Annotated in this window: 24 protein-coding genes; 17 read left to right on the top strand and 7 right to left on the bottom strand. The window is 46.5% G+C overall.

Translation table 11 applies throughout. The annotated features are described in order from the left end of the window. Positions 1-144: 144 nt before the first annotated feature. Entirely contained in the window at positions 145-318 is a 174-nt protein-coding gene (locus EK374_RS01005; RefSeq protein ID WP_233280306.1) for a hypothetical protein, read from the bottom strand. Between the two features lie 302 nt (positions 319-620). Here EK374_RS01005 and EK374_RS01010 point away from each other — a divergent pair, with 302 nt between their 5' ends. The 3 genes from EK374_RS01010 to envZ all read left to right on the top strand — a co-directional run bounded on the left by EK374_RS01010 (position 621) and on the right by envZ (position 2,971). Then, positions 621-833, top strand: coding sequence for a hypothetical protein (locus EK374_RS01010; protein ID WP_127019345.1), 213 nt, complete (start codon positions 621-623; stop codon positions 831-833). A 95-nt stretch (positions 834-928) separates the two neighbouring features. Further along, positions 929-1,654 carry an osmolarity response regulator transcription factor OmpR gene (ompR, locus tag EK374_RS01015; protein ID WP_053423316.1) on the top strand — a complete coding sequence of 242 codons (726 nt, stop codon included), beginning with the start codon at positions 929-931 and terminating at the stop codon, positions 1,652-1,654. Beyond that, complete coding sequence (gene envZ / locus EK374_RS01020) at positions 1,655-2,971, top strand: two-component system sensor histidine kinase EnvZ (RefSeq protein ID WP_127019347.1); 1,317 nt, start codon at positions 1,655-1,657, stop codon at positions 2,969-2,971. Between the two features lie 49 nt (positions 2,972-3,020). On the opposite strand, the gene EK374_RS01025 is transcribed toward envZ, so the two are convergent. From EK374_RS01025 to hslR, 3 genes are all read right to left on the bottom strand, one after another. Then, positions 3,021-4,562, bottom strand: a complete 1,542-nt coding sequence (locus EK374_RS01025; protein ID WP_127019349.1) for a phosphoenolpyruvate carboxykinase — start codon at positions 4,560-4,562, stop codon at positions 3,021-3,023. Between the two features lie 213 nt (positions 4,563-4,775). Continuing rightward, on the bottom strand, positions 4,776-5,624 hold the full coding sequence (gene hslO, locus EK374_RS01030) for an Hsp33 family molecular chaperone HslO (RefSeq protein ID WP_127019351.1): 849 nt from the start codon (positions 5,622-5,624) through the stop codon (positions 4,776-4,778). A 16-nt stretch (positions 5,625-5,640) separates the two neighbouring features. After that, the gene (gene hslR / locus EK374_RS01035) at positions 5,641-6,051 is read right to left on the bottom strand and encodes a ribosome-associated heat shock protein Hsp15 (protein ID WP_127019353.1); all 411 of its coding nucleotides are present in this window, start codon (positions 6,049-6,051) and stop codon (positions 5,641-5,643) included. A 144-nt stretch (positions 6,052-6,195) separates the two neighbouring features. On the opposite strand from hslR, the gene gspC reads away from it, so the two are divergent. Genes gspC through EK374_RS01095 form a run of 12 tightly spaced genes read left to right on the top strand, consistent with a single transcriptional unit; the run spans position 6,196 to position 17,388 of the window. Then, the gene (gspC, locus tag EK374_RS01040; protein WP_127019355.1) at positions 6,196-7,104 is read left to right on the top strand and encodes a type II secretion system protein GspC; all 909 of its coding nucleotides are present in this window, start codon (positions 6,196-6,198) and stop codon (positions 7,102-7,104) included. 26 nt (positions 7,105-7,130) lie between these two features. Further along, positions 7,131-9,224, top strand: a complete 2,094-nt coding sequence (gene gspD, locus EK374_RS01045) for a type II secretion system secretin GspD (RefSeq protein WP_127019357.1) — start codon at positions 7,131-7,133, stop codon at positions 9,222-9,224. After that, on the top strand, positions 9,224-10,732 hold the full coding sequence (gene gspE / locus EK374_RS01050) for a type II secretion system ATPase GspE (protein ID WP_127019359.1): 1,509 nt from the start codon (positions 9,224-9,226) through the stop codon (positions 10,730-10,732). Before gspD ends, gspE begins: the two co-directional genes overlap by 1 nt. Further along, positions 10,732-11,952, top strand: a complete 1,221-nt coding sequence (gene gspF, locus EK374_RS01055) for a type II secretion system inner membrane protein GspF (protein ID WP_127019361.1) — start codon at positions 10,732-10,734, stop codon at positions 11,950-11,952. The genes gspE and gspF overlap by 1 nt, the downstream gene beginning before the upstream one ends. Positions 11,953-11,955: 3 nt before the next feature. Next, positions 11,956-12,393 carry a type II secretion system major pseudopilin GspG gene (gspG, locus tag EK374_RS01060; RefSeq protein WP_127019363.1) on the top strand — a complete coding sequence of 146 codons (438 nt, stop codon included), beginning with the start codon at positions 11,956-11,958 and terminating at the stop codon, positions 12,391-12,393. Between the two features lie 3 nt (positions 12,394-12,396). Further along, complete coding sequence (gene gspH, locus EK374_RS01065; RefSeq protein ID WP_127019365.1) at positions 12,397-13,035, top strand: type II secretion system minor pseudopilin GspH; 639 nt, start codon at positions 12,397-12,399, stop codon at positions 13,033-13,035. Continuing rightward, positions 13,032-13,403 (top strand): type II secretion system minor pseudopilin GspI, encoded by a 372-nt coding sequence (gene gspI / locus EK374_RS01070; RefSeq protein WP_127019367.1) that lies wholly within the window; start codon positions 13,032-13,034, stop codon positions 13,401-13,403. The genes gspH and gspI overlap by 4 nt, the downstream gene beginning before the upstream one ends. Next, complete coding sequence (gene gspJ / locus EK374_RS01075) at positions 13,390-14,001, top strand: type II secretion system minor pseudopilin GspJ (protein ID WP_127019369.1); 612 nt, start codon at positions 13,390-13,392, stop codon at positions 13,999-14,001. The genes gspI and gspJ overlap by 14 nt, the downstream gene beginning before the upstream one ends. Further along, complete coding sequence (gene gspK / locus EK374_RS01080; RefSeq protein WP_127019371.1) at positions 14,001-14,981, top strand: type II secretion system minor pseudopilin GspK; 981 nt, start codon at positions 14,001-14,003, stop codon at positions 14,979-14,981. The genes gspJ and gspK overlap by 1 nt, the downstream gene beginning before the upstream one ends. Beyond that, entirely contained in the window at positions 14,978-16,168 is a 1,191-nt protein-coding gene (gene gspL, locus EK374_RS01085) for a type II secretion system protein GspL (RefSeq protein ID WP_127019373.1), read from the top strand. The genes gspK and gspL overlap by 4 nt, the downstream gene beginning before the upstream one ends. Next, positions 16,165-16,629, top strand: coding sequence for a type II secretion system protein GspM (gspM, locus tag EK374_RS01090; RefSeq protein WP_127019375.1), 465 nt, complete (start codon positions 16,165-16,167; stop codon positions 16,627-16,629). The genes gspL and gspM overlap by 4 nt, the downstream gene beginning before the upstream one ends. Continuing rightward, positions 16,630-17,388 (top strand): type II secretion system protein N, encoded by a 759-nt coding sequence (locus EK374_RS01095; RefSeq protein WP_127019377.1) that lies wholly within the window; start codon positions 16,630-16,632, stop codon positions 17,386-17,388. Positions 17,389-17,402: 14 nt separating this feature from the next. On the opposite strand, the gene yrfG is transcribed toward EK374_RS01095, so the two are convergent. After that, positions 17,403-18,077 carry a GMP/IMP nucleotidase gene (gene yrfG, locus EK374_RS01100; protein ID WP_127019379.1) on the bottom strand — a complete coding sequence of 225 codons (675 nt, stop codon included), beginning with the start codon at positions 18,075-18,077 and terminating at the stop codon, positions 17,403-17,405. Positions 18,078-18,138: 61 nt separating this feature from the next. On the opposite strand from yrfG, the gene nudE reads away from it, so the two are divergent. Together nudE and cysQ are read left to right on the top strand one after the other, a co-directional pair. Then, positions 18,139-18,717 carry an ADP compounds hydrolase NudE gene (gene nudE / locus EK374_RS01105; protein WP_127019381.1) on the top strand — a complete coding sequence of 193 codons (579 nt, stop codon included), beginning with the start codon at positions 18,139-18,141 and terminating at the stop codon, positions 18,715-18,717. Further along, complete coding sequence (cysQ, locus tag EK374_RS01110; protein ID WP_127019383.1) at positions 18,704-19,531, top strand: 3'(2'),5'-bisphosphate nucleotidase CysQ; 828 nt, start codon at positions 18,704-18,706, stop codon at positions 19,529-19,531. The genes nudE and cysQ overlap by 14 nt, the downstream gene beginning before the upstream one ends. Positions 19,532-19,533: 2 nt before the next feature. On the opposite strand, the gene EK374_RS01115 is transcribed toward cysQ, so the two are convergent. Further along, positions 19,534-19,791 (bottom strand): YheU family protein, encoded by a 258-nt coding sequence (locus EK374_RS01115; protein WP_127019385.1) that lies wholly within the window; start codon positions 19,789-19,791, stop codon positions 19,534-19,536. Then, complete coding sequence (locus tag EK374_RS01120; RefSeq protein WP_127019387.1) at positions 19,791-20,798, bottom strand: hydrolase; 1,008 nt, start codon at positions 20,796-20,798, stop codon at positions 19,791-19,793. The genes EK374_RS01115 and EK374_RS01120 overlap by 1 nt, the downstream gene beginning before the upstream one ends. Between the last annotated feature and the right edge of the window lie 50 nt (positions 20,799-20,848).

Here is a 20,848-nt window from a genome sequence, read left to right on the forward strand (position 1 = left end):
AGGTATCGCATTTAGTTGGCCAAAACTCAACCTTTTTTGTAGGTGTTTTAGATAATGGGTTTACTGGTGACCCCAGTGTTCAAGACAGAATAGTATGTTATTAATAGTACGCATACTCCTCTGAATGGCCTTTAAATGCTCAATTTAGTATGAAAATGGTAGCTCTAACCCTGAGTCCGCGTTCTCTGATCTATCGCCCAGGCTGGCCGCCCAAGCCACTTTGGCGGTGGTGTCCGGGCGTTTTTCCCGCCATAAATGGTTTAATTCCTGTTGCAAGGCTTCATAACCTTCGCGGGTGACTAACTCTGTTTTACTCATGTTATCCGGTGATTGATTTGAAAAAGAAAGAACACTGTTCTGGTCTGACTTTATAACCATTTCACAGCAATGTGGAAAGGGAAGCTGATGAATTTCAACAGCTAACACAAAACAGCAAAAAAAAACCTGTCTTCAAATTCAGAAAATTAAAATAATAATTTCATATTAATCAGACGGTTATTGATTGATTTGAAAATATTTTAAATTATTTCATCACTGTCATTTAGATGTAACAAAAATATGTTAGGTGAATTTGATTGGGCCGACTATAGTGAAAATGTGCTTAATAAAGGAGGCCAACAATGAAAGCAAAATTAACAGGTCTGATAGTCCTTGCTACGGCTCTTGTAATGACAGGGTGCAGCTCAGCGCCAGATTACGCTTATGTGATTGATCAGAAGACCTTAGAGAAACAGGAAAACTCCACCCGACTGGGCGCTCACACAGGTCATGTGGTGTGGATGAATCCACCACTGCGGAAAGTAGAGAAGGTGCAACCTGAACAACCTGAATGAAAAACTGACAAACTTTGTAACAACTGAACCCGGCGCATGCCCTCCATGCTCCGGGTTTTTCGTTTATAGTGGGCATCATTTGCGGAGGGATTTGTATGCTCGGACAAGAAACAACAAAAATTTTAGTAGTCGACGATGACATGAGATTACGTTCTTTATTAGAACGTTATCTGGTAGAGCAAGGTTATATTGTCCGTACCTCCGCCAACTTCGAGCAAATGCAGCGTTTAATGGAGCGCGAAAATTTCCATCTGGTAGTGCTGGATCTGATGTTGCCTGGCGAAGATGGTTTATCCATTTGTCGCAAGCTGCGCCAACAAGAAAATGAAATTCCTATCATTATGCTGACCGCCAAAGGCGATGAAGTGGACCGTATTATTGGCCTGGAAATGGGGGCTGACGATTACCTGCCTAAACCTTTTAATCCGCGTGAATTATTAGCCCGTATCCGCGCCGTATTGCGCCGTAAATCAAAAGAGCTCCCTGGTGCGCCTGCAGTGGAAGAAAGTCAGGTCAAGTTTGGACCTTTTGTGTTTAATCTGGCAACCCGCGAAATGCGTAAAGGCGAAGAGCTGATGCCTTTAACCAGCGGTGAATTTGCGGTACTGAAAGTGTTGGTCACTCATGCCCGTGAGCCTTTGTCGCGCGACAAGCTGATGAATATGGCCCGTGGCCGCGATTATTCAGCCATGGAGCGCAGCATCGACGTACAGGTATCCCGCTTGCGCCGTATGCTGGAAGACGACCCGACTAACCCACGTTATATTCAAACCGTCTGGGGGTTGGGTTATGTCTTTGTGCCTGACGGTGCAGTCAGCTAAATGCGTTTGTTTCCGCGCAGCGCTTTTGGTCAGACCGTCTTTCTGATTGGTATTCTATTGCTGATTAACCAGCTGGTGTCGTATTTATCTGTGGTTTATTACGTGATTAAACCCAGCTATCAGCAAATTAACCATCTGATTGCCAAACAAATTAAAGTGGTTTTTATCGACGTGGAGCACAACGATGTGCTGCTGTCGGAAGAGTTAACCAAAAGATTCCAGCAAGCTACAGGCATTGAGGTGTATACCGATGCCACAGCGCCTTTAAATGGCTTAAATGATGCCAGCTATTACCCCTATTTTTCCGAGGAAATGTCGAAGGAATTGGGAGGTCCTGCCGAAGTGCGTATCGCTCAGCAAAACAGCTATGCTTTTTGGGTTAAACCACCACAGGCTCCGCAGTATTGGGTGAAAGTGCCTTTAACCGGGCTGGATGAAACCGACTTTTCACCGCTGAAGATTTATGTTTTTGTGATAGGTTTTTTAAGTGTGGCAGGCGGCTGGTTATTTGCGCGTCAGCTCAACAGACCTTTACAGGGCTTGCAACAAGCCGCATTGAAAGTAGGGCGTGGCGAAATGCCCGACCCTTTGCCTGAACATGGTTCGACTGAAATAGTGGCTGTCACTCAAGCCTTTAACCGTATGGCCAAAGGTATCAGTCAACTTGAGAAAGACCGGGCTTTGTTAATGGCCGGTGTGTCGCACGATTTACGTACCCCTTTAACCCGTATCCGCTTAGCCAGTGAAATGGTCAGTGAACAGGACAGCTGGATTAAAGATGGTATTGTCAGCGATATCGAAGACATGAACGCTATTATCGATCAGTTTATTGATTACATTCGCCATCACAAAGAAGAAGCGCTGGATGAAGAAGATTTAAACCTGCTGGTGCAGGAGCAAATCAGTGCCGATCGTTTACAAAAACGTGAAATATTTTCCAAGCTTTGTGAGGCATTGCCCTTAGTGCCACTGCGCCGTATCGCGATAAAGCGGGTGCTGAATAATCTGATTGAAAATGCGCTGAAGTATTCAGATGGGGCTATTGAAGTCAGTACTGGGATTGAGCGTGCCAGCCGCAAGGTTTATGTGCAGGTGCGCGATCATGGCCCTGGTATTCCTGAACACGAAATGCAGCGTATGTTTGAGCCTTTTGCGCAAGGCGATACAGCCCGAGGCAGTGGTGGTTCAGGTTTAGGTTTGGCTATCATTAAAAAGATAGTTGATATGCACCATGGTCAAATCAGTATGCATAACCATGCTTATGGCGGATTAGTGGTGACTGTCTACTTACCTTTGAGTCGGACTAAAACTGCATAAAAAAGGCTCCAGTCAGGAGCCTTTTTCATCAAAGCGGTGCCAATAAAAATTAAGCTACTTTTGGACCTGCGTTGCGGATCGCATCAGATACATCGTATTTCTTAAAGTTATTGGCAAACTCAGCAGCCAGTTTAGTGGCGTACTGATCGTATGCTGTTTTGTCTGCCCAGGTGTCTCTTGGGTTTAATAAAGCACTGTCAACGCCTGTGACTTTTAACGGCACATTCAGATTTAATTCTGGTAAATGTACAGTTTCAGCAGTGGCTAATTCTCCAGAGACTATAGCGTCGATAATGCCGCGGGTGGTTGGGATATCAAAACGTTTACCCACGCCATGCGGACCGCCTGTCCAGCCTGTGTTGACTAAATACACTTTGCTACCAAATTCACGCACGCGTTTGATCAGCAGTTCTGCGTACACACCTGCAGGGCGCGGGAAAAACGGCGCACCAAAACAGGTAGAGAAAGTTGATTCAATAGCAGAGGTTGAACCAATTTCAGTCGAACCTACTTTGGCTGTGTAACCGCTTAAGAAGTGATAAGCGGCTGCTTCTTCTGACAGGATAGAGACAGGTGGTAATACACCGCTAACATCGCAGGTCAGGAACACTACAGCTTTAGGTTCACCGGCACGGTTTTCCAGTACACGTTTTTCCACATGAGCTAACGGATATGCGGCGCGGCTGTTTTGGGTCAGGCTGGCGTCTTTGTAGTCTGGCGTGCGGTTCGCATCTAACACCACGTTTTCCAGAATAGTGCCAAAGCGGATCGCATCCCAAATCACAGGTTCGTTTTTCTTCGACAGGTCGATACATTTAGCGTAGCAACCGCCTTCAATGTTAAAGACTGAGTTAGGTGCCCAGCCGTGTTCGTCATCACCAATCAGGAAACGTTTAGGGTCTGCTGATAAGGTTGTTTTACCTGTGCCTGACAAACCAAAGAACAAGGTGGTGTCACCTGCTTCACCAACGTTAGCCGAACAGTGCATAGGTAATACACCTTTGGCTGGCAACAGGAAGTTTTGCACTGAGAACATGGCTTTTTTCATTTCGCCGGCATAACGCATGCCTGCTAATAATACTTTGCGTTCGGCAAAGTTGATCATCACAGTACCGTCACTGTTGGTGCCGTCACGCTCTGGATCACATTCAAACGAAGGCACGTTCAGAATTTGCCAGGTCTCTTTGCCGGCTTTGTTCCAGTGTGCTGAAGTGATAAACAGGTTTTTGGCAAAAATATGCTGCCATGCGGTTTCAGTAGTCACCGTCATTGGAATGTAGTGTTCCGGATCTGCACCTACTTCAAGGTGAGACACAAAATGTTCTTTGGTCGCAATAAAGTCGCTGACACGAGCCCAAAGCGCAGAAAATTTTGCCGGATCAAAAGGACGATTGACGTTGCCCCATTGAATATCCTGCTCTGTACTGGCTTCTTTGACGATAAAACGATCTGTAGGTGAGCGACCAGTTCTGTGACCGGTTTTAACCACCAAAGCGCCGTTGTCCGCTAATACACCTTCATTACGACGAATAGCGTGTTCAACTAAATCTGCCACTGTTAAATCGACGTGGCGAGTGATTGTAGAGGTCATTGTAGGGTGACTCCTTGAGGTACGTAAGTCGGTAAATTTATGGTTTTTAATAGGGTTCGGGCCGATTGTACTTCATTTGGATGGCCAAAACATCCGGAAATAGCGGGTTTTGTTGGAAATTTCATTAAAAAATGAAAACTTTCAAAGTGGGTTACAAGGGGCGGGCTTTGATTGTGGGGCCCGGATAAAACAGGCCCCACAAGGAGTTTTTGATTAGAACTTATTCAATAATAAGGATAATTCTGCACCATCAAAATGGTAAGTGCTGTTGCAGTAATCACAACTAATGTCCAGTTTTCCTTCAGCAATGTGTTCTTCGATCACTGCTTTTCCTAAACTGATGATGGCAGATTCACATTTTTCCCTTGAACAACCGCAGACAAAACGGATTTGCTGCGGCGCAAACAGCTCAACTTCCTCGTCGTGATACAGACGATGCAGCATTTGTTCAGTGGGCAAGTTCAGTAATTCAGTCGGGGTAATGGTGTCAGTGACTACGACTAAATCACTAAAGTCCTGTTTGGCTTTTTCAGGGTCAACCGGCAAGACCTGTAATAACAAACCTGCAGCGCGACTTTGCTCTTCGGTTAACTCAGTAAACAAGTATAAACGGGTCGGCAACTGTTCTGACTGGGCGAAATATGCTTCCAGAGTCTCAGTCAGGCTATCGCCTGTCAGCGGAATAATGCCCTGGTAACGTTCGCCTTGTTTTGGCGTAATAGTGACCAGCATATAACCTTCGCCTATCAGATCACGAAAACCTGTGGCACCGATTTCGGCTTGCAAGCGGGCAACACCGCGAAACTCCTGCTCTGCAGTACCATTGACCGCGGCAAAACGAACCGGGCCATCACCTTGTAACTGCACTGCTATATCGCCATCCAGTTTTAAGGTTGCCGTCAGCAAACTGGTGGCGACAACCAGCTCGGCCAATAACTGCTTTACCGGATAAGGATAATCGTGATTTTGCAACATCTGCTGCAAACTTTCGGAAGCATAAGCAATTTCGCCCCTAACATCACGTTGATTAAATAAAAAACGAACTAACACATCTTGATTCATAACAGTACCTTAAGACCTAGGATTGCTGACCTTTGATCAGCAGCAACTGACGACGCATTTTTTTGTCAGGTTTTGTTTCCGGATGAGGCGCAAACAGCAAATTCATTTTGCGCAGTTCAGCTCTTTCCAGTTTAAGCTTCTGGCTTTCTTCTGTTTCCTGATACAGAGTCTGAGCCAATGGCGCAGCCAGTCTTTTGTCAGACAATGCCTGCACTATCACAGTTCGTTCGTCCGTGCCTTGGGTCAGTTTTATCGTCGCTCCGACTTCAACCGTTTTGCTGGCTTTACAACGCTGGCCATTATAATGAACTTTTCCGCCTTCGATCATGTCTTTTGCCAGCGCTCTTGTTTTGTAGAAGCGGCAAGCCCATAGCCATTTATCTAAACGTAATATAACTGTGGTAGGCTGGTTCACCGATTTATCCATGCCTGTTCTCCAATGCACATGATCATTAAGTATAGTCTGACACCCTTTGGGTACTGTAAGGGTTCTGAATTGTGATATGTAGGCTTGTTGAGTACAAAACAACTGGGTAAGATGCAATGAGTGTTGTAACAGAATTATTAAAGAATGAATTGGCTCGCTTCCACCCGACCAGCCATTGATTGGCTTACACGTTTGCCGCAACAGCGCCTGAATTTCTGGCTGACCGGATTTTTTGCGCTGTTATTTTGTTGGTTATTGGCAAAATTGAGCTGGCAACTGCTGCCTGTGCCGCAAGCAGCTCCTATTAACTCTGCTGTCACTGCAGCAGGTCAGGCTGCCCCTGATTTGAAGGCTTTATTGGCGGCCAGTTTATTCGGTAAAGCGTCAGAACAACCAGAGGTTGCTCCAGTTGCAGTGCCTTCCTCTGCACCTAAAACAAGTCTTAACGTTAAACTGACCGGGATTGTGGCTATTTCAGGTAAGCCTGAACAGGGTGCTGCAGTGATCGAAAGTCAAGGTTCTGAGCAGACTTATGGTGTGGATGACAAAATTGAAGGCACCAGCGCCAGTCTCAGTCAGGTGTTTGAAGACAGGGTATTACTGAAAGTGTCGTCCCGTTTTGAAACTCTGATGCTGGATGGTATCGAATACCAGCAGATGGCTGCTGAAAATAGTGGCTTAAAGGAAGTTGATTATCGACCGCAACCTGAGCCTATGATGGACGGCCCTCAGCCCCCGATCGAAGAATTAGCGGATGTGCGCAAAGAAATGCTGTCGGAGCCAATGAAGTTTTTCGACTATATTCGTGCTTCGCCTCAATACCGCAATGGGCAGTTGTATGGGTACCGTGTAATGCCGGGTAAAGATCCTGAATTGTTTGAACGCATGGGTTTAAAAGCCAATGACGTAGCAGTTGAGATTAACGGTACGCCATTGAATGATATGCAACAGGCCATGATGGTCATGAATGAATTACGTGAAGCAACGCAAGCTTCTATAAAGGTTGAACGTGACGGCCAGACCAGAGACATCGTCTTTAGTCTGTCACAATAATAATTAATTAAGATGGTTAAACTCTAATGAAGTCAGTGACATCTTCTCGTCTGCACATTTCCCGTTGGTTTGGTTTGAGTGCAATTGCGCTGCTGAGTTTTTTTGCAACAGCAACTGAATATCAGCCGAACTTTAAAGGCACAGATATCAACGAATTTATTAATATTGTTGGTAAAAACCTGAACAAAACCATCATTGTTGACCCTCAGGTCCGTGGACGCATTAACGTTCGCAGCTATGAAATGCTGAACGAAAAACAGTATTACCAATTCTTCTTAAACGTGCTGGAAGTCTATGACTTCTCTGTGGTTGAAATGCAAAGCGGCGTGCTGAAAGTTGTTCGGCAAAAAGACGCAAAAACATCCAATATCCCGGTTGTCAGTGACAACGCTGGTGCTTTGGGTGACGAAATGGTCACTCGTGTAGTGCAGGTGAAAAACGTCTCGGTGCGTGAGTTAGCGCCGCTATTACGCCAGTTTGTCGATCAAAGTGGTGGCGGTAGTGTGGTGAACTATGACCCTTCAAACGTCATTATGATGACGGGGCAGGCAGAGACAGTAAACCGTTTAGTCGACATTATTTCCCGGGTCGATAAAGCCGGTGATCAGGATTTGGAAATCATTAAATTAAGTTACGCTTCGTCTGCTGAAGTGGTGAGAATTCTGGAAAATATCTATAAAAATCAGGGGAAATCTGAACAACCTGAATTTTTAATTCCAAAAATTGTTGCCGATGAACGTACAAACAGTGTGATTGTCAGTGGTGAACGTCAGGCCCGTGAGCGAGTGGTTGCTTTAGTGCAGCGCCTTGACGCAGAACTGGAAAGTCAGGGCAATACCAGAGTTTATTACCTGAAGTACGCCAAAGCCGAAGATTTAGTGAAAGTATTACAGGGTGTTAGCGCCACTATAGCGGCAGAAACTCAGGGCGCAGCGACTCAGGCGCAAGGAGCCCGCTCTGCAGGCAAGGGCAGGGATGTCAGCATCGAAGCTCATTCTGAAAGTAACTCTTTAGTTATTACCGCTCAGCCGGACGTCTTACGTTCGCTGGAAGATGTGATTCGTCAGGTGGATATCCGTCGTGCTCAGGTGTTGGTTGAAGCCATTATTGTCGAAGTGGCGGATAACTCAGGCGCCAATTTAGGCGTGCAGTGGATCAGTGCCCAAGGTGGTATGACTCAGTTTAATAATGGCGTAGTGCCTATCAGTCAGATTGCAGCCGGCGCTGCTGCTGCCAGAACAATAAAAGGCACTTCAACTACGAATATTGAAACAAATGTCACCACAGTGAATCCTGACCAGAATGGTGATTACACCAAGCTGGGGGAAGCCTTAGGTGGCGTAACCGGTATGATGCTGGGCGTAGTGAAAAACGATTGGGGTGCTATTTTACAGGCCGTGACCAGTGACAGTAATTCCAATATCCTCGCCACACCTTCTCTGACTACTCTGGATAATCAGGAATCCTCTTTTATTGTCGGTGAAGAAGTGCCTGTTAAAACCACCACTAGCCCAGGCTCGGGTGGCACTAACCCTTTTACCACTTTAGACCGGATAGAAGTGGGTATTAAGCTGAAAGTAACACCTCAGATTAACGAAGGTAATGCGGTTAAACTCACCATAGAGCAGGAAGTATCGGGCCGTAACGGCGATATCGAAGGCAACCCTATTATCGCTAAAAGAGAAATTAAAACTACAGTGCTGGCTGACAATGGCGCTACTGTAGTCTTGGGTGGTTTAATTGATGAAGACGTACAGCAAAGCGAATCTAAAGTGCCGCTGTTAGGTGATATACCTGTATTAGGTGCTTTATTCCGTTCTACCTCTTCAACTAAACGTAAACGTAACCTGATGATTTTTATCAAGCCTACCATTATGCGTGACGATGGTTTGCTGAGTGAAGTCAGCCAACGTAAATACAATTATGTGCGTGCGCAGCAACTGGCGCAGGGTGAAAAAGGTATTCATCTGATGCCTGGCGCTGAAACTCCAGCTATGCCTGAATTTGATGAAACCTTAATTATTCCGCCAACTTTTGATGAATATTTGCAGAAAAAAGAAGCGCAGGACAAAGGGGCTACTTTACCGGCAGCACAACCTGCAGAGCAGGGGAATAACTAATGTCAGCAGTTGATCTGAATGACATGCAGCCCGTTGCGGCCAAAGTGCGGTTACCTTTTGGTTTTGCTAAACGATTTGGTGTCTTGTTGCAGGCTCAGGCAGATGGCTGGTTGTTGTATGTGAATCCTCAGACACCCCCTACTGCATTACTTGAAGTAAGGCGTTTATTATCTGCGCCTTTTAAAGTGCAGAAACTACAGCAAACCGAATTTGACGCCTTATTGGAAGCCTCTTATCAGCGAGATTCGTCCGAAGCCCAGCAAATCATGCAGGACATTGGTAACGAAGTGGATTTAGCTTCTTTGGCTGATGAAATTCCTGAAACCGAAGATTTATTAGAAAATGAAGACGATGCGCCGATCATTAAACTGATCAACGCCATGCTCGGCGAAGCTATCAAGCTAGGCGCTTCGGATATTCACGTTGAAACCTTTGAAAAAAATCTGGTGGTGCGTTTTCGGGTCGATGGCGTATTACGGGAAGTGCTCAAACCAAACCGTAAGTTATCCAGTTTATTGGTATCCCGTATCAAGGTAATGGCCAAGCTGGACATTGCTGAAAAACGTGTGCCACAAGACGGTCGTATCAGTTTACGTATTGCTGGTCGGGCTGTGGACGTGCGCGTGTCGACTATGCCATCCAGCCATGGTGAGCGGGTGGTGTTGCGTTTACTCGACAAAAACAACTCCCATCTGGATTTAAACAAGCTGGGTATGACTCCAGCTGTGCAACAAAGTTTTTCACAGCAAATTTTAAAACCGCACGGCATTATTCTGGTCACAGGCCCTACAGGTTCGGGTAAAAGTACCACCTTGTATGCAGGTCTGACCGAGATCAACACCAAAGACCGTAATATTCTGACGGTAGAAGATCCTATTGAATACGAGCTGGAAGGCATAGGCCAAACTCAGGTCAATACTAAAGTAAATATGACTTTTGCCCGCGGCTTACGTGCCATTTTACGTCAGGATCCTGATGTGGTGATGGTGGGTGAAATACGTGATTTAGAAACGGCGCAAATTGCAGTGCAGGCCAGTTTAACCGGCCACTTAGTGTTAAGTACTCTGCATACCAATACGGCCTCTGGTGCTATTACCCGTCTGGAAGATATGGGGGTTGAACCCTTTTTATTATCCTCCAGTTTATTGGGTGTATTGGCACAGCGTCTGGTGCGAACTTTGTGTGTGCACTGTAAACAAGCCCACGAGCCAGACAAAGAAGAGCGCGCTTTACTTGGCGTTACAAAAAAAGACGGAACAGTGATTTATCGTGCTGTAGGCTGTGAGCATTGTAATCAGACGGGTTACCGTGGCCGAACCGGTATTCATGAATTACTGGTGGTAGACGAGCATACCCGCGAACTGATCCATAACGGCAAAGGCGAACAGTCGATTGAAAAATACATTCGTACTCAAAGCCCAAGTATCCGCCAGGACGGCTTCAGCAAAGTATTAACGGGTGAAACCACGCTGGAAGAAGTATTGCGTGTGACCCGAGAGGACCTGTAGTGCCAGCTTTTGAATATCAGGCTATGGACGCCAAAGGGCGTCGCAGTAAAGGTGTACTGGAAGCCGATAATGCCCGTCAGGCCCGTCAGCTATTGCGTGAGCAAAAGCTGACGCCGCTGAGTTTAGAGCTGGCTTCGCGTCAGGAAAAACTGCTGGCGTCCGGTAAAAAGTGGTTTCAATCTGGTATCAGTGCCAGTGAACTGGCATTGATTACCCGTCAGATGTCGACCTTAATCGAAGCTGGTTTGCCGATAGAAAGTGCCTTGCTTGCGGTATCAGAGCAATGTGACAAAGCCCGTTTGCAAAGCATGATGATGTCAGTGCGTTCTAAAGTGGTGGAAGGTTATAGCCTGGCTGAAGGCTTGGCAGAGTTTCCTTATGTGTTTGACCACTTGTTTACCTCTATGGTGGCTGCCGGAGAAAAATCCGGCCATTTGGACGCGGTATTAAACCGGTTGGCTGATTACACTGAACAACGCCAGCATATGCGTAGTCAGATCATGCAAGCGCTACTTTATCCTGCCATTCTGACCTTTTTTGCTATAGCTGTGATCAGTATTTTACTGGCTGCTGTGGTGCCACAAATCGTGGGGCAGTTTGAACATATGGGGCAAAGTTTACCCGGCTCTACTTTATTTTTAATAGCCGCCAGTGATTTCTTGCGGGCCTATGGTCTTTTGGTAGTGCTGGCCATTTTTTTGGCTATTGCTGCCTTTAAAAGGGCGCTGAAAAAGCCGGCCTTTAAACTGAAAATAGACACCAGGCAGTTAAAGCTGGGGTTGATTGGTAAAGTCAGCCGTGGTTTAAACACCGCTCGTTTTGCCCGTACTTTAAGTATTCTCAACGCCAGTGCCGTGCCTTTGCTGGAAGCTATGCGTATCAGTGCGGACGTGTTGGATAACAGCTATATGCGTCAGTCCATCGCCGAAGCCACCCTGAAAGTCCGTGAAGGTTCTTCGCTGAAAAATGCGCTGGAGCAAACCAAATTATTCCCACCTATGATGCTGCATATGATCGCCTCTGGCGAAAAAAGTGGTCAGCTGGACGGCATGTTAGAACGCGCCGCCAATACGCAGGACAGGGAATTTGAAACTCTGGTCACTGTCTCACTGAAAGTATTTGAACCTGTTTTAGTTGCCGTGATGGCTGGCATAGTTTTATTTATTGTAATGGCGATTCTGCAGCCTATTTTGGCATTAAACAATTTAGTCGGAGGTTAAAAAATGCAACAACAAAAAGGTTTTACCTTATTAGAAGTGATGGTGGTTATTGTTATTTTGGGTGTTATCGCCAGTATGGTCGTACCTAACTTAATGGGTAATCAAGAAAAAGCAGCCAAGCAAAAAGTGGTGGTAGATATTCAGCAGCTGGAAAATGCGCTGGATTTATACAAGTTGGACAATGGTTTTTATCCAACCACAGAACAAGGCTTACAAGCTTTAGTAACCCAGCCTACCTCTGAGCCTATGCCACGTTCTTTCCCTGAAGGTGGTTTTATCAAGCGCCTGCAAAAAGACCCATGGGACAACGATTATGTGTTAGTCAGCCCGGGTGAGATGGGCCGTATTGATGTGTATTCAATGGGGCCAGACCGTGTTGCTGGTACAGATGATGACATTGGCAACTGGAATCTGGATGCGCCGGAAGCGCAGCAAAACTAAAGCATGAAACACCACCGCGGTTTTACATTGCTGGAAATCATGTTAGTGATGCTATTGCTTGGTTTAATGGCATCCTACGTGGTGGTGAACTTTGTCAGCGAGTCCAGAACGGCACGTATTCAAAAAGAAACCGATAGGTTACAGCAACTGGTGCAGGTTGTGTCTGAGACTGCCATTTTAAAGCAGCACGATTTTGGCTTAGTCCTGAACAATAAGGGCTATCAGTTTTTGGTTCACGACGGCCAGCAGTGGCTGGAAGTGAGCGAACCCAAGTTTATGCAGTTCTATCCCTGGCCTGAAACTGTGCAGGCAGAGCTGGAGCTGGAAGGCTTAAGCTGGGCTGAAGACAGTATTTTAGGTCAGGAAGAGTTTCGTAAACTGCAGGAAGAATTGCTCGAACAGCAAGAAGAAGCAGCCGAAGAAGAAGAGAAAAACGCAGACAAAAAAGGTAAAGCTAAAGGCCCACTGAAACGCCGTGAAAAACCTTTGCTACCCAACATCTATATTTTATCGTCCGGCGACATCAGCCCTTTTCAGCTGGTCTTGGCGGATGAAACTGAGCGTCCTTTTTGGTATCAGGTGCTCAAAGGCGAATACAGTATTCCACTGACTAAATCTGAAGTGGAAAATGACAGGCCATGAAAACTAAAGGTTTTACCCTGATTGAATTGTTGATTGCTATGGCTGTGTTTGCCACTGCTGGTGCTGCGGTGATGAAGACGGCTTCTGAGCATATGAACTCCATTTCTCATCTGGAAAATATGACCTTTGCCTCTTACGTCGCCGAAAATCAGCTGAATGCAGTTTTTCTGGAAAAAACCTGGCCGTTAAAAAGCCAACAAAAAACAGTAGAATTTGCGAACCGCAGTTGGTTATGGCAACAGGAAATTCAAAAGACTTCAGATGCTAATTTCAGTGCTGTTGTGGTGAAAGTCAGCCTGGCTGATAACCCGGAAAAAGTGGTGTATCAGTTACAAACCTTTGTAGGTAAACCTGATGCCGAACGTTAAAGCGGGCCGTGGTTTTACTTTTATTGAAATGCTGCTGGCGATGGCGATTTTCGCCTTAGTGGGTTTAGCATCGGCCAGCGTTTTGTCCAGTGTGACAGAGTCTGACGCTGCGTCGCAAAAAGCAGCAGAACGTTTGGCACAAATACAACGTTTTTTCCTAATTTTAGAGCGGGATCTGGCCCAAATCAGTGCACGTCAAATTCGGGTTGAAGGTGAAGAACCTATTAAATCCCCTTTGCTTGGCGACAAGCTGATGTTGGAAAGCGAAGAGGGCGGTTTTGCTTTTGTGCACAGCGGCTGGCGTAATCCGGGCATGGTATTACCACGTAGCGAAATTCAGGCTGTGGGTTATCGTTTTCGTGAAGGTAAAATTGAGCGACTTTTTAGTTTATTTCCGGACGCAGTCACTGGCAGCGAACCTAAAGTGCAGCCTTTGCTGGATAAGGTTACAGGTTTTAAAGTGGAATTTTTAAAAGACGAAGAGTGGCTGGAAACCTGGAATGACGAGAAGTTGCCCAAAGCTATCCGGTTAACCATCACACATGAACAGCTAGGTGAAATGCAGCGTTTTTACACCTTAATGAACGGATTAACCTGATGCGTCGTCAGTCTGGTGTGGCATTAGTAGTGGTGATGATGATTGTCGCTTTGGTGGTGGTCATAGCCGTTGGGATGAGCGGCCGTTTGCAGTTGCAATTGCAACGACAGGCGAATTTACAGCAGCAACAGCAAGCCTATTGGTATGGTATAGCGGCAGAGCAGGCCAGTATCCGTTTACTGAAAAGCACTGTGGCCGGTAAAGAAACGGTGAATTTGTCTCAGGATTGGGCGCAGTTAGGAGCGACCTTTCCGGTCGACAACGGCAGCATTACCGGTAAGCTGATTGATTTACAAAGTTACTTTAACTTAAATAATTTACAGCGGCCTGCTGATCGACAGCAGGTTGGTGCAGGCCAGACGGTAAGCCAAAAAGCGTTTCAGCGTTTGCTGGAGCTAAAAGCGACAGATTTGTCGATGCCAGCTGAGTATTTAACGGCACGGGTCAGTGACTGGCTGGATTCTGATAGTTTGTTGCAAACTGCCGGTGGCGCCGAACAGGACGACTATGCTGGTTTGCAGATGCCGTTTTATACGGCCAATAGTTTGATGGGCTCAACTTCTGAATTACGGGTGATGCTGGATTTAACTCCCGCAGATTACGAGTTGGTCAGGCCCTGGGTCTGCGTGATCCCTAAAGTCAGTAGCAGTAAACTAAATATCAATACGATCACAGCGGAAAATGCAGCCTTGTTGTCGGCTTATATTCCTGAGTTGGATGAAGGCGCAGCCTCAGATTTGATAGCCAGCAGACCAGAAGAAGGTTTTGCCACTCTGGAGGAAATCTGGGCTAGTCCACAATTAGCGAGCATCAGTGTCACGGATGAGGTTAAAGCCATGATGGCAATAAATTCGAATTATTTTTTGCTCGAAACCACAGTTACTTATATGGACACCGTCTTTAATCTGGCGTCTGTACTGGTAATTGACGAGCAACAAAATGTAAAAGTGATAGCGCGGCGGTTTGGAGGCCAGTGGTGAACGAACAATTAATAATAAGACTGGGCAGTCAGCCTCAGCAGCCAATCAGTTGGTTAGTCTGGTCCGCCATCAATAAAGAGATTATCGCATCAGGTCAACTGGCATCCGCTGATGAACTGGCCGCTTTGTCAGAACGCTTAGGTCGTCGCCCTGTGGTGGCTTTAGTACCAGCCGCTGATGTGGTGTTAAGCGAAGTGTTATTGCCATCCAAACCAAACCGACAAATTATTCAGGCCATACCTTATATGCTTGAAGAAGAGCATGCCGAAGATATAGAGCAGCTGTATCTGGCTTTAGGTTTATGCCAGCAGCGTGGCAAGGAATACTGGCAGCAAGTGGCTTTATGTAAAAAAGTGCAGCTGGAACAGTGGGTTGGTTCATTAGTGGTTGCAGGTTTTCAGCCCACGCAGTTACTACCTGATGCTTTGTTATTGCCTTTACATCAGGATGGCGCCTCAGCCATAGAGCTGGCAGGGCAATGGTTGTTGCGACAGGGCCAATGGCAGGCGTCCAGCATTGAACCCGGTTGGTGGTCTGATTTTTTAAGCCTGGCGAATATCGAATTGATCCACAGCTACAGTCCGTGGCCAACAGAGATAGTTCAAAACGTACAGGCAGCGGAACCAGAGCTACCTCTGGCTTTATTGGCGCAGCAACTGCCGGAGCAACGCTTCAGCCTATTGCAGGGCCAATACGCACCAAAAAAAGCTCAGAACAAAATTTGGTCTGTCTGGCAAAGCTCTGCTTTTCTTGCCATCAGCTGTTTAGCTTTATATCTGATCACTTTAGGGGCGCAAGTATGGCAACAAGGACAACAGCTGCAGCAACAGCGGGCAGAACTGGTAACTTTGTATAAAAGCCGCTTCCCTGCTGAATCTACCCGCGATATTTCTCGTCAGCTGGCCCGTAAGTTACAAGGCGCGGGCACGGGGCAGGATGCCAGTTTGTTTAGCTTGCTGAATGATTTACAGCAGGAGCTGGCTGCGACAACTAACGTACGTTTAGACAACTTAAAGTACGACCAGAAAACCAGCGAGCTGCGGTTTCAGGCTGAAGCCGACAGCTTTCAGCGCTTTGACAACTTAAAAACCAGGCTGGAACAAAAAGGTTTCGAAGTGAAACAAGGCGCTTTAAGTAACGAAGGTGGCAAAGTACAAGGTACTGTCGCGATGAAGGTGAAAGCATGAGCCAAAAACAACAACTCCAAAGATGGTGGCAATCGCTACAAAAACGTGAACAGCAGCTGGTGCTGGGCGCAGCTGTTACTTTAGCTATAGCGGCGTTTTATTGGCTGTTATGGGCTCCACTGCATTTGAGTTATCAGACTCAGCAACAGCAACTGCAGCAGGTGAGTCAGCAATTACTGCAGGTCAGTAGTTTTCCTGTGGTCTCGACTCAAACCAAAGTGCAAGGCAGCCTTACAGACATCATCAGCTCCAGCGCCCGTAATCATAAAATTCAGGTAAGCCGGATGCAGCCTCAAAATGAGCAGATGCAGGTGATGCTAAACGATATTAGTTTTGATCAACTGCTGACCTGGCTGCATGAATTACAGTATCAGCATCATGTCAGCATAGTGCAGTTGGATTTAGCTGTAGCAGATGCGCCAGGTATGGTGCGTGTCCGTCGTTTATTGGTTGAGTCGTAAATGAATTATAAAAAAATAATCCCTGCCGCTATTGGTCTGTATTTAGTATTTTTAGTGATATTGGCGCCTGCTGCCTGGTGGTTAAAGCTGGTGACTTTACCGTCACAAATACAGTTAGGACCCGTCAGCGGTACGTTATGGCAAGGTCAGATCCAGGCAGTTTCATTGAATGGCTATGTACTACAACAGGTGAACTGGCAATTAAAGCCATGGGCTTTATTCACCGGCAAGCTCGCGCTATCGCTGGATATTGGTCAAATTCGCCAAACCACTTTGCCTTATGCGAAGGCCCAGCTTGCTTATGGTTTCTCTGGATTAGAACTGGAATCCAGCCAATTACGTTTACCAGTGGAGCCTATAATTCCTTTGCTGAAATTACCTTTGCCGTTTCAGGTAGCCGCCAGCGGTAGTATGCTGCTGAATATTCAGAACTTCAGCATGGGCAAGCCTTGGTGTGAGCAATTAGCAGGCAAAGCCAGTTGGTTAGACGCCAAGTTTCAGGCCCCTTCAGGCTGGATAGATTTAAAAGCCATAGATGCCAACCTAAGTTGTGAACAGGGTCAGCTGCAACTGGTGACAGAACCGGGTAATCCGTTGGCGTTGAATGTGACGGCGCTGATAGGTGAGCAGGGTAAATATCAGCTTAATGGCACTATGAAACCAGACGCCAGCTTGCCAAAAGAAGTGCATCAGGCGATGCAGTTTGTTGGCCGGCCGGACGCTGAAGGGCGTTTTACTCTGAAATTACAGAGTCGCTAGTACCCCGAGTTTCATTAATTAGGTGATGTCGCCTGAATATCTGCCAGTAACACCGAATAATCTTCTATAGCCGGAAACTCAGTGATAGCTCTGCTGGGTTTTTGGCTGTCGGGGTTGGCCACTGCCAATAAATGCCCTATGCCAAAACGTTGCGCTGATTGCAGAATCGGCAAGCTGTCGTCGACAAACAAAGTGCGTTTCGGGTCAAAGCCAAACCGTTGTTGCAGCTGCTGCCATAACTCCTGCTGCTCTTTGGTTACACCAAATTCATGAGTCGACACCAGCGTATCTATGTAACTGGCAAGTGTGGTGCGCTCGATTTTTAACGATAAAGAATCCGGATGGGCATTGGTCACCAGTATTACTGTACGGCCAGAGTTTTTTAATGCAGTTAAAAAGGCGGGCGTGTCGGCGCGCATCTGAATTTTGTCCATCACTTCACGTTTCAGCTCTGTGATAGGTAAAGCCAATCTTTTGGTCCAATAATCCAGACAATACCACTCAATTTTACCGTTCAGTTCATGGTATTCAGCTTCGAGTTGTTGTTTCGCTTCAGCCACACTGATGCCGCTAAGCTCTGCCCAGCGTTTTGGTAAATGCTCCAGCCAGAAGTAGTTATCAAAGTGTAAATCCAGCAAAGTACCGTCCATATCCAGCAAAACGGTATCAATTTGTCTCCAGTCCAGCATAGGTTTTTCCAGCTAATCCATTTATAGTAAGGCGATGGCCCATTGTAACAGAGGCAGTTTTATGGCGCAGCGCGACGGCAACAAAGAAAAACCGCAAATTTTAGATCAAAAACTAGTTGCTGAAAGTCGGCTGTTTAAAATTGAACAGTTGGATCTGCAATTTAGCAACGGTGAAAAACGCACCTACGAGCGGATGAAAGGCGGAGGCCGTGGTGCAGTGATGGTGGTTGCCTGTTCTGACCCCGACAGTTTTTATTTAATACGTGAATATTGCGCAGGTACCCATGATTATCAGTTGGGTTTCCCTAAAGGTTTGATCGATCCCGGTGAAACTGTGGCGGAGGCTGCTAACCGCGAACTGCAGGAAGAAATAGGTTTTAAAGCCGGACGTTTAATTCCGTTAAGAACCGTGGCCTTAGCTCCGGGATACTTTAGTGCTACAATGCATATTGTATTAGCTTTAGATTTAACCGCCTCCAGCTTACCAGGGGATGAACCCGAACCTTTGGAGCTGGTGACATGGCAGTGGCAACAACAGTCAGAGCTGTTAGATCAAAGCGATTTCACTGAGGCCCGCAGTGTAGCGGCCTTGTTCCTAGCCCGAGATTATCTGGACAAGCATCAGGATGTTTTTAAGTAGGTTATTAGAACCTGTCAAAGACGCAGCTCGTGCCGCTGGCGATACCTTATGGTCTATCTACCAGAGTGGTGACTATGAAGCCAAACACAAAGCGGATGAAAGCCCTGTCACTAGCGCTGATTTGGCGGCAAATGCAATGATCCTGCATGCGTTAACTGAACTGGCACCAGATATTCCTATCGTCTCCGAAGAAATGCATTTACTGCCACTGCGTCAGCGCCAGGATTGGCCACGCTATTGGCTGATCGATCCTATGGATGGCACTCAGGAGTTTATTGCCCGCAGCGGCGATTTTGCCGTCAGCATCGCTTTAGTTGAACATGGCTGGCCTGTGCTGGGCGTGATTTATTGGCCTAAAGAGCAAATCTGGTACTACGCCACCCGGGGCCATGGCGCTTTTAAACAGCAACAGCATTTGATCAACCGTATTCAGGTCAACCAACATCAGTCCGGTGAAGTTCTCAAAATTGCGGTCAGTCGTCGTCAGCCTATTGAGCATATTCATCAATTGTTGAATAAACCTGCCTGCTCGGAATTTATTGCACTTGGCAGTTGCTCATTAAAAAGCTGTTTAGTGGCTGAAGGTGGCGCAGATTGTTATCTGCGTTTAGGTCCTACAGGCGAATGGGATACAGCGGCTGTGCATGTCATAGTTGAAGAAGCGGGCGGTAAAATTCTCGATAGTCAGTTTGCACCTTTAAGCTATAACCAGCGTGAAACTCTGTCGAACCCGGATTTTATGGTGATAGGCCGCTCTGAAGTGCCATGGACTGAACTGATCCGTGCCCATAGCGCGACCAGAACTTTAGGTTAACTTCAGTAAGAATCGCTTTCTATCTCTCCCTGCTTTACCAATTGTCGCCATTGTTGCTTAGTGATGATGTCGACACTTTCATGTAACTCTGAATACAAAATCACCAGTTGGTTAGCTTCCAGCTGGCTTCTTACCTGAGCCACTTTATCGCTCAGGCTAATATCCTGCTCACCATATTCAGTGCCTTCGCGTAATACAAAAGCTTCGATCAGGCCTTCCAGCGTATCTGTTGATAATTGCTCGTATGGAATAAGTAGCATCAGTGTTTTCCTAAAAATTGAGCAAGGTAAGGTGGCAGTTGTTGCTCCAGATAATATTCCGCTTTAAACGGCGTATTGCCTGTAACAAAACCAACATGACCGCCATGACGGGACAATAACAACTGCACATAAGGGGGGATCTCATCAGCTTTGGGTAACACTGCTGGTGATAAAAATGGATCATCTTTCGCATGCACCAACAACAACGGAATACGCACTTGTTTTAAATAAGCTTTACCGCTGGATTTTTGGTAGTAATCATCGGCATTCTGAAAACCATGTAGCGGTGCAGTCAGTAAGTCATCAAAATCACGGATGGTTTTTAACGCCAGAATTTGGGCTTTGCTAACCGGCAGAGGGAAATCTTTGTGTCTGTCCAGTTTACGCATCATAGTAGCTTTAAGCCGTCCCAACAGGTACTGCTGATAGACTTTGCTGCCACCCTGATTAATACGCTGTGCGCTTGGAGCTAAAGCTAGCGGAGCAGAGACTGCCACAGCCGCTTTTAACACGCATTGTGCACCTTGCTCACCACAATACTTCACTAACACATTGCCACCCAGTGAAAAGCCAACAGCAGCCAGTTCACGGCCCGGATAGCGCAGTTGAATTTGTGCTATCAAGTAGGCCAGATCAGCAGTATCGCCGGAATGGTAAGCTCGGGGTAAACGGTTGGCGACACCGTTACAGCCGCGAAAATGCATCAGTACTGCTATAAAGCCCTGTTTTTGCAAAGCATGCAACATGCCAGCTGCATAGTGACTGTGGATATTACCTTCCAGACCATGCAACACCACTACTATAGGTTTAGTTGAGGCTTGATCCGGCATTTCTGTCCAGTTCAGTTGGATATGATCACCATCCGGCAAGGCCAGCATTTCTGCCTCTGTCGCTAAAGCACGACGTGGAGCCAGATACTTAGCCACTATAGTTTGCAGATGGCAGTTACGCAGCCACCAGGCAGGTTTAAAAGCCGGGGGAAGTTTTACAATTTCAGGGGCTTGCAAAATCAACAGTCCTACTTAACAATCAAGGTCACTTTCTCTGGCCGGACCAC

Source organism: Rheinheimera mangrovi, from assembly GCF_003990335.1.
GTDB lineage: Bacteria > Pseudomonadota > Gammaproteobacteria > Enterobacterales > Alteromonadaceae > Pararheinheimera > Pararheinheimera mangrovi.